The following is an 8,355-nucleotide window of genomic DNA, read 5'->3' on the forward strand; positions in this document are numbered from 1 at the left end:
GCCGAGCGCATCCGGGCCGCCGTCGACCTGGCGCGCGTGCAGGGCACCCTGCGCGCGGAGCGCGACCGCGGCCGCACGATCCTCGACACGATCGCGGAAGGCTGCATGCTGCTCGACCGCGACTGGACCGTCCTGCAGATGAATCCCGCCGGGCTGCGCATCGCGCACATGGATCCGGCCGGGTTCATCGGCCGCAACCACTGGGACGTGTGGCCGGAAGCGATCGACAGCGACGCGGGGCGCATGTACCGCCGCGTGATGCGCGACCGCGTGGCCGGTACCGCCGAGTACCGCCAGCGCATGCCGGACGGCGTCGAGATCTGGTGCGAAGTACGCGCCTATCCGACGCCCGATGGCGGCCTCGTCTCGTTCTTCCGCGACATCACGGAGCGCAAGGCCGCCGAGGACAAGCTGCGCGCCGCCGACCGGCGCAAGGATGAATTCCTCGCAATGCTGGCGCACGAACTGCGCAATCCGCTGGCGCCGATCAGCGCGGCCGCCGACCTGCTGCGCATCGGCCGCCTGGACGAAGCCCGCGTGCGCCAGAGCAGCGCCATCATCGGCCGCCAGGCGCGCCACATGACGGGGCTGATCGACGACCTGCTCGACGTCTCGCGCGTCACGCGCGGCCTCGTCACGCTCGCGCGCGCGCCCGTGGCGGCCCGCGCCATCGTCGACGAGGCCATCGAGCAGGTGCGCCCCATGTTCGAGGCGCGTCGCCAGCACCTTGCCGTCGGCATCGGCGACCCCGATGCCCTGGTGCTGGGCGACAAGCCGCGTCTCGTGCAGGTGCTCGCCAACCTCCTGAACAACGCGTCCAAGTACACGCAGGAAGACCGCCGCATCGACGTCGCGGCCACGGTCGACGATGCGCGCGGCCGGTTGCTGCTGACGGTGCACGACGAAGGCATCGGCATGGAACCGGAGCTCACGGGACACGTGTTCGACCTGTTCACGCAGGGCGAGCGCTCGGTCGACCGCGCGCAGGGCGGGCTGGGTCTCGGCCTGGCGCTCGTCAAGAACCTCGTCGAGCTGCATGGTGGTACCGTCGCCTGCACGAGTCCGGGGCTGGGGCAGGGCAGTACCTTCGAGGTGGCGCTGCCGCTGATGGAAGGGGTGGCGCGCCTGGCGCCGGCCGCTGACGGTGCCGGCGCAGGCGGGACAGTGGACGGTACGCGGCGTCCGCTGCGCGTGCTGGTGGTCGACGACAACGTCGACGCGGCGGCCACGCTGGGCATGCTGCTGGAAGCGTGCGGCTACCTGGTCGACGTCGAACACGATTCGCACCGCGCGCTGGAGCGGGCGCGGCACCAGCGGCCGGACGTGGCGCTGCTGGACATCGGTTTACCGGACATGGACGGCAACGAACTGGCCCGCCGCCTGCGCGCGGATGCACAGACGGGGGCCATCGTGCTGGTGGCCGTCACGGGATATGGCCAGGAACAGGACCGCCGCGCGGCGTTCGAGGCGGGCTTTGATCACCACTTCGTGAAGCCCGTCGACATGGACGAGCTGGCCGCGCTGCTGGCGCGGATTGAAACTTAACCAACATCGTCCCCGCGCAGGCGGGGACTCACTTCGCGAGCGCGGTCACTGCACGTAAAACTTGGGCCCCTGCCTTCGCAGGGACGACGGTTCAGCGCATCTGGGTGTAGTTGACGGGCACCCAGCGATATCCCTTGCCCTGCGTCTGGAGATGACCCAGACCCGGGAACTGCAGGTGCGCGCCGCCCACGAGCCAGCCGTTCCTGGCCGCGTCGTCGAACACTTTCTTGCGTGCCGTTGCGGCCGCCTTCTCGTCGCTGTCGAACGCGATCGTCACCTGCGGATTGTCGAACTGGACGGACGCCAGGTGGATCAGGTCGCCGATCAGCACGAGCTTCTGGCCACGGCTTTCGACAGCGTACACGGTGTGGCCGGGCGTATGGCCATGCTCGGCCTGGGCGGAGACGCCCGGGACCAGTTCGCCATCCTTCTCGATGGGCTTGAACTTGCCGGCCTGGATGTACGGGTTGATCGACGCCATCGCACCCTTGAAGAAATCCTTCTTGTCGGCCGGGGCCTTGTCCATGTTCGCCTGGCTCAGCCAGTAGTCGGCATCGGCCTTGCCGGCGCGCACGACGGCGTTCGGGAACACGCGCTGGCCATTGTTGACGAGGCCGCCGACGTGGTCGCCGTGCATGTGGGTGATGTAGATTTCGTCGATCTGCTCCGGGCGGTAGCCTGCCGCCTTCAGGTTGTTGACGAACTTGCCGACGGTCGGGCCGAACAGCGCGCCGGCGCCCGTGTCGACCAGCACCAGCTTGCTGCCGGTGTTGATCAGGAAGGCGTTGTCCGAGGTCTCGACGGGCAGCTTCAGGAAGTTCTTCGTGATGGCGGCGCGCGTCAGTTCCGGCTTCTGGTGAATGAACTGGTCCATCGGCAAGTCGAAGGTGCCGTCGCTGATCGGCGTGATTTCGACGTCGCCCAGCATCACGCGGAAGAAACCGGGGGCCGGGGTCTTGACCATCGGTGCGGCGGCCTGGGCGCCGACGGTGGCTGCGGCGAGGGTGGCGGCGAGCAGGGTGTGCTTGAGTGCTTTGATCATGTTCTTATCCTCTCTAGGTGACACAACGCGCGAACGCGCGTTGCTTATCGTACATGATTGTTCAGCAACACGCTGGACCCTGCTTGCCTTATCTCAAGGACGGCGCACCAGCGGCAGGGTGCGCAACGTGCGGCGCTCGTGTTCCTCGTCGTGCAAGGTCGCACTCGCCTTGATCAGGTCGCTGCGGCTGACGACGCCCAGCAGTTGCGCATGCCCCGTCTGCGCGACGACCGGCAGGCGCTCGATGCCGTGCACGGCCAGGCGCGTGGCCACGGCGCGGCACGTTTCGCCGGGCAGGGCGACGAGCGGCGGGTTGGCGCCGAACAGGTCGCCGACGCGCAGCGCCGGCGGGTGGCCGTTCAAGGTGTCGCGCTCGACCATGCCAACGACGAGCCCGGCGCGCGTGACCGGAAAGCCGCGGTGCTTCTGGCCCGGGCCGAACTGCGTGGCGAGGACGTCGCCGATCGTGGCATCGGCATCGATGTAGTGGACGTCAGAGCTCATCACCTCGGCCACGCTGTGGCGCTCGAGCGGGTCGATACCGTATTCGCGGTAGATGTGGTGGCCGCGGCGGGCGATCTTTTCCGTCAGGATCGAGCGGCCCATCGTCAGCACCGTGAAACCGTAGGCGCCGGCCGCGGCGGCCAGCAGCGGCAGCAGGGCGTTGGCGTCGTGCGTCAGCTCGAACGCGAACACGACGGCCATCACGGGCGCGCGCATCATGCCGCCCAGCGTGGCGGCCATGAACACGAGCGGCCACAGCGCGGGTTCGGCGCCCGGCAGGTACGGGCCCAGCAGGGCGCCGAGGCCCGCGCCGAGCATCAGCAGCGGGGCCAGCACGCCGCCGGACGTGCCGGAACCGAGCGCGATCAGCCAGATCACCAGTTTCACCGCCAGCAGGCCGACGATGGCACTGGCCACCATGTGGTTGTGCAGCAGATCGCCGATGACGTCATAGCCGACACCCAGCGCGCGCGGCTCGAAGTAGCCGCCGATGCCGACGACGAGACCGCCCAGCGCCGGCCACCACATCCAGTGGATCGGCAGGCGGTGAAAGCCGTCCTCGACGCGGTACAGCGCCGTCGACATCAGCCACGCGAGCGCGCCGCATGCGATGCCGGCCGCGAGGCAGGAGAGGAGGGCGATCGGTGCGACGGGAGCCGTCGCGACCGGGAACAGCGCGCCGGAACCGATCGCGAGCGGACGCAGGAAGCCGGCCACGGCGCACGCGGTCGCCACCGGCAGCAGGCTGCGCGGACGCAGTTCGAACAACAGGAGCTCGACGGCCATCAGCACGGCGGCCACCGGCGTGCCGAACACGGCGGTCATGCCGGCCACGGCGCCGGCCACGAGCAGCGATTTGCGCTCGCCGCCCGTCAGGTGGAAGTGCTGGGCGATCAGCGAGCCGATCGCGCCGCCCGTCATGATGATCGGCCCTTCCGCGCCGAACGGGCCGCCGCTGCCGATCGCGATGCCCGACGACACCGGTTTCAGCACGGCCACCTTCGGCGACATCGCGCTGCGCTTGAACAGGATCGCCTCGATGGCTTCGGGAATGCCGTGGCCGCGGATTGCCTCGGTGCCGTAGCGGGCGATCAGGCCGATGATCAGGCCGCCGATCACGGGGATGCCGATGACCCACGGGCCCAGGGTATTGTCGGCGGGAGACAGCTCGGCGAACGAGAATTTCCCATAGAAGAACAGGTCCGTGAAGAAGCGGATCATGGCCAGCAGGACGTGCGCGGCGACCGTGCTAAGCGCGCCGATGACGGCGGCGAGGGCGGCGATGCGGATCAGGCTGGCGTCGCCTGAAAAATCGCGCCGCGGCGTGGAGGGGTGCGTGGCAGTTTTCATTTTGTTATGCAAGATTAGGAATAGTAAAGACGCCCTGCAGGGCGCGCAGCTCGGCGCGGTGGACGGCGGCCAGCCGCGTCAACAGCGCCTCGCCCTTGGGCAGCAGGTGCACTTCCACACGGCGCCGGTCCTCGGCATTCGTGCGGCGCACGACCAGTTCGCCCGCCTCGCAGCGCGTGACGAGCGCGACGACGCCGTGCTGCTTGGCCTGCAGGCGCTCGGCCAGATCGCCGACGGTGGCCCATTCGCGTCCGGGAAAACCCTTGATGTGCAGGAGCAGCAGGTATTGCAGCGGCGTGATGCCCTCGGCCTGCACGGCGTTTTCGGAGAAGCGCTCGTAGCGCCGCATCTGGTAGCGGAATTCCGACAATGCGGCGAAATCCGTCTTGGACAGCGGGGGAGATTCGTCTTTCACTGGCTTGTTGTGCAAGGGGCGTTGGCTTCGGGAACCAAATAATATATCATAACGTGATACATTTTTTTAGCAAAAGCGTGCGATGCCCCGGCGTTGCCGTTCTTTTACAATCGACAGGAATGATGCTGGAACACAGTTTGGAATGGTTGCGCTCGTTCGTACCGCAACCGAATACAGTGCCGCGCGGGGAACGCATGCGCGCGGTGGCAGGGGCCCTCGTGGGACTGTTCGTGACGGCGATCCTCAGCGACATGCTCACCAGGGGCTCGGGCATCGGGTCGCTGGCCCTCGTCGCGCCGATGGGCGCATCGGCCGTGCTGCTGTTCTGCGTGCCGGCCAGCCCGCTGGCCCAGCCGTGGTCGGTGATCGGGGGGAACACGATTTCCGCGCTGATCGGCATCATTTGCGCCAAGAGCGTCGCCAACCCGGCCCTCGCGGCCCCGCTGGCGGGTGCCTGCGCGATCTTCGTGATGTTCCTGCTGCGCTGCCTGCACCCGCCCAGCGGCGCGGTCGCGCTGACGGCCGTCCTCGGCGGCCCGGCCATCCACGCGGCCGGCTTCGAGTTCGCGTTCCTGCCCGTGTGCCTGAACTCCACGCTGATCGTGCTCGCGGCGCTCGTCTTCAACAACCTGACGGGCCGGCGCTATCCGCACAACCAGAAATCGGCGCTGCGCACGGCGCAACAGGCCGCGCACGCGACGCGCGATCCGGCCCCGATGGCGCGCCTGGGCTTTACGGCCGAGGACCTCGATGCCGTGCTGGCCCGCTACGGCCAGGTGCTGGACGTCAGCCGCGACGACCTGGAAGACATCCTGCTGCAGACGGAGCAACGCGCCTACGCGCGCCGCTTCGGCACGGTGAACTGCGGCGCGATCATGTCGAAGGACGTCGTGACCGCCACGCCGACCATGCCGCTCGACGAAGCGTGGCGCCTGCTGCGCCACCACAACCTGCACGCGCTGCCGGTGCTGGATGCGTCGCACCGCGTGGCCGGCATCATCGGCCAGGGCGATTTCCTGCACCATGCGGGCCTGGACGATTACCAGACGGTGGGCGAACGCCTGCGCGGCCTGTTCGCCCACGTGCTGGGCGTGCGGCCGGAACGGGCGGGGACGGTGGGGGAATTGATGTCGACGAAGGTCGCGGTCGTCAGCAAGGACGAACCGATCGCCACGCTCGTGCCGCTGATGAGCAACGGCGGGTTGCACCACATTCCCGTGGTGGACGAGCGGGCGGTGTTCCTGGGGGTGGTCAGCCAGTCGGACCTGCTGGCCGCGCTGTTCGAAAGCCGCCTGGCGGAGGCGGCCTGATTGCGCCAGCACAAACCGGGGTCAGAGCCCGATTTTGGGAAATTGCCTAAAACCGGGCTCTGACCCCGGTCTTAGTCATCGGCTCCGCAGCATTTTTTGTATTTCTTGCCGCTGCCACACGGGCAGTCGTCGTTGCGGCCGACCTTGGGCTCGTCGCGGCGCACCGTCTCGACGGCGACCTTGCGGCGCGGCAGCCAGAAGCGGTGGATGCCCGGCAGGTTGGCCTCGATCTCCAGCGCCAGCTTGTGTGCCTTCTTCGGGTCCTCGACTTCCTTCAGCTCGCTTTCGTCGATCTCGTCGGCGCCCAGCAGGTAGATCGGGCGCATCAGCGGGCCCGCTTCCGAGTCCCAGATTTCTTCCCACGAGCCGGGACGCAGTTCCATGCCTTCCCAGAAACCCCAGCACCACGCCTCGGCGTCGATCAGCGTCTCGCCGTTGATGTCGTGCTCGACGTACAGCGGCTCGAATTCCTTCGGCGCGACCTCGAAGGTGACGAGCACCTCGTTCATGAAGCGCATGATCAGGTTGACGATGCGTTCTTCTTCCTTCGGGTTTTTCCACTTGGGCACGGCGCCTTCCTCGCCCCACACGCGCGGCAGCCATTCGGCCGGCATGATGGTTTCCGGACCGATCGCGATGGCGGTCAGGTAGCCGTGCAGCGTGTCCATCGTCATCGCGTCGTCGGAGCAGCGATCGGACAGGAGGAAGTTGTCGAGGTCGTCGAATTCTTTTTCGGAGAGGGGCTGGTCGAGTTGCATTGTTTCTGTTTCCCTTGCGTTGAAGGCGCCAGTGTAACGCTTCCGCCTCCTGGCCGGCGAAAACCTTACAATGGCGGGATGGATAATCCCTCTGATAACACCTCCGGCCATCCCTTCTCGCGTCTCGATCCGGCGATGGTGCTCGATGCCGTCGACAGTGTGGGCCTGCGCGGCGACGGCCGCCTGCTCGCGCTGAACAGCTACGAAAACCGTGTGTACCGCGTGGGCCGCGAAGAAGGCCAGCCCGTCGTCGTGAAGTTTTACAGGCCCGGACGCTGGAGCGATGCCGCCATCCTCGAAGAGCACGCGTTCGTGCAGGAACTGGCCGACCAGGAAGTCCCGGTCGTACCGGCCTGCGTCCTCGACGGCCGCACGCTGCACGAGCACGGCGGCTTCCGCTTCGCCGTCTTCCCCAGCCGCGGCGGCCGCGCGCCGGAGCTGTCCGACCCGGCCACGCTGGAATGGATCGGCCGCTTCATCGGCCGCATCCACGCGGTAGGCGCCGTGAAGCCGTTCGCGGAGCGGCCCCGGCTCGACCTCGACACGTTCGGCAGGGAGCCGCGCGCCTGGCTGATCGGCCACGGTTTCATCCCGCCCGAATTGCTGACCGCTTATACGAGCGTGCTGGACCAGGCCCTGGACGGCGTCGCGCGCTGCTACGACCGGGCCGGGCAACTATCCCTGCTGCGCCTGCACGGCGATTGCCACGCGGGCAACGTGCTGTGGACGGGCGACGGTCCGCACTTCGTCGACTTCGACGACAGCCGCATGGGCCCGGCCGTGCAGGACCTGTGGATGCTGCTGTCGGGCGAGCGCCAGGAGATGGTGGGGCAGCTGGCCGACGTGCTGGCGGGCTACGAAGACTTCTGCGAATTCGATCCGCGCCAGCTGTACCTCGTCGAGGCGCTGCGCACGCTGCGGCTCATCCATTATTCGGCGTGGCTGGCGATGCGCTGGGACGATCCGGCGTTCCCTGCGGCATTTCCCTGGTTTAATACCCAGCGGTACTGGCAAGACCGCATCCTCGAATTGCGCGAGCAGGTGGCGCTGATGGATGAACCGCCGTTGTTCCCGGTCTAACGCTGGAATTGACAGAGGTTTACGATTCAGCTCGGCGTGACACGAAACAGAACCGTGTCGCATAATTAAGTGCGGACTCGCCCGGGTCCGCAAAAGCCACTTGACGAGCCATCCATGACCGACGCCGACCGCACCGATCCATCCGCACAGAAAGACGACGCCGACTTCACGATCGACCTGATGCCCGCCGCGCAAGACCACGTGGCGCCGCAGGTCGAGCCACAGCGCGAGCATCTGGAACAGCGCGCGATCAAGGAAGGCATCGCGCGCGTGGAGGCGGAAGCGAAGGCGGCGGTGGCGGCGGAGAACCGCGCCCACGCGGAAGCGCGTGCGCGCAGCCTGGCCGAGGAG

Annotated in this window: 8 protein-coding genes; 4 read left to right on the plus strand and 4 right to left on the minus strand. The window is 67.6% G+C overall.

Translation table 11 applies throughout. From position 1 onward, the window contains the following. Positions 1-1,545, plus strand: a 1,545-nt coding sequence (locus tag ACEN88_RS18885) for an ATP-binding protein (protein ID WP_413341982.1), incomplete at its 5' end; no start/stop codon positions are given. Positions 1,546-1,636: 91 nt separating this feature from the next. Here ACEN88_RS18885 and ACEN88_RS18890 read toward each other — a convergent pair. The 3 genes from ACEN88_RS18890 to ACEN88_RS18900 form a co-directional block, all read right to left on the minus strand. Further along, entirely contained in the window at positions 1,637-2,587 is a 951-nt protein-coding gene (locus tag ACEN88_RS18890) for an MBL fold metallo-hydrolase (RefSeq protein ID WP_413341984.1), read from the minus strand. 93 nt (positions 2,588-2,680) lie between these two features. Continuing rightward, the gene (locus ACEN88_RS18895) at positions 2,681-4,441 is read right to left on the minus strand and encodes a chloride channel protein (RefSeq protein WP_413341986.1); all 1,761 of its coding nucleotides are present in this window, start codon (positions 4,439-4,441) and stop codon (positions 2,681-2,683) included. Positions 4,442-4,445: 4 nt separating this feature from the next. Beyond that, positions 4,446-4,790, minus strand: a complete 345-nt coding sequence (locus tag ACEN88_RS18900) for a MarR family winged helix-turn-helix transcriptional regulator (RefSeq protein WP_156403887.1) — start codon at positions 4,788-4,790, stop codon at positions 4,446-4,448. Between the two features lie 260 nt (positions 4,791-5,050). On the opposite strand from ACEN88_RS18900, the gene ACEN88_RS18905 reads away from it, so the two are divergent. Then, positions 5,051-6,166, plus strand: coding sequence for an HPP family protein (locus ACEN88_RS18905; RefSeq protein WP_413341988.1), 1,116 nt, complete (start codon positions 5,051-5,053; stop codon positions 6,164-6,166). Positions 6,167-6,237: 71 nt separating this feature from the next. On the opposite strand, the gene ACEN88_RS18910 is transcribed toward ACEN88_RS18905, so the two are convergent. Beyond that, the gene (locus ACEN88_RS18910) at positions 6,238-6,924 is read right to left on the minus strand and encodes a UPF0149 family protein (RefSeq protein ID WP_413341989.1); all 687 of its coding nucleotides are present in this window, start codon (positions 6,922-6,924) and stop codon (positions 6,238-6,240) included. 78 nt (positions 6,925-7,002) lie between these two features. On the opposite strand from ACEN88_RS18910, the gene ACEN88_RS18915 reads away from it, so the two are divergent. Further along, positions 7,003-8,004 carry a serine/threonine protein kinase gene (locus tag ACEN88_RS18915; RefSeq protein WP_413341991.1) on the plus strand — a complete coding sequence of 334 codons (1,002 nt, stop codon included), beginning with the start codon at positions 7,003-7,005 and terminating at the stop codon, positions 8,002-8,004. Between the two features lie 114 nt (positions 8,005-8,118). Continuing rightward, positions 8,119-8,355, plus strand: a 237-nt coding sequence (locus tag ACEN88_RS18920) for a hypothetical protein (protein ID WP_413341992.1), incomplete at its 3' end; no start/stop codon positions are given.

The organism is Massilia sp. CT11-108 (assembly GCF_047302915.1).
GTDB classification, from domain to species: Bacteria; Pseudomonadota; Gammaproteobacteria; order Burkholderiales; family Burkholderiaceae_D; genus Telluria; species Telluria orientalis.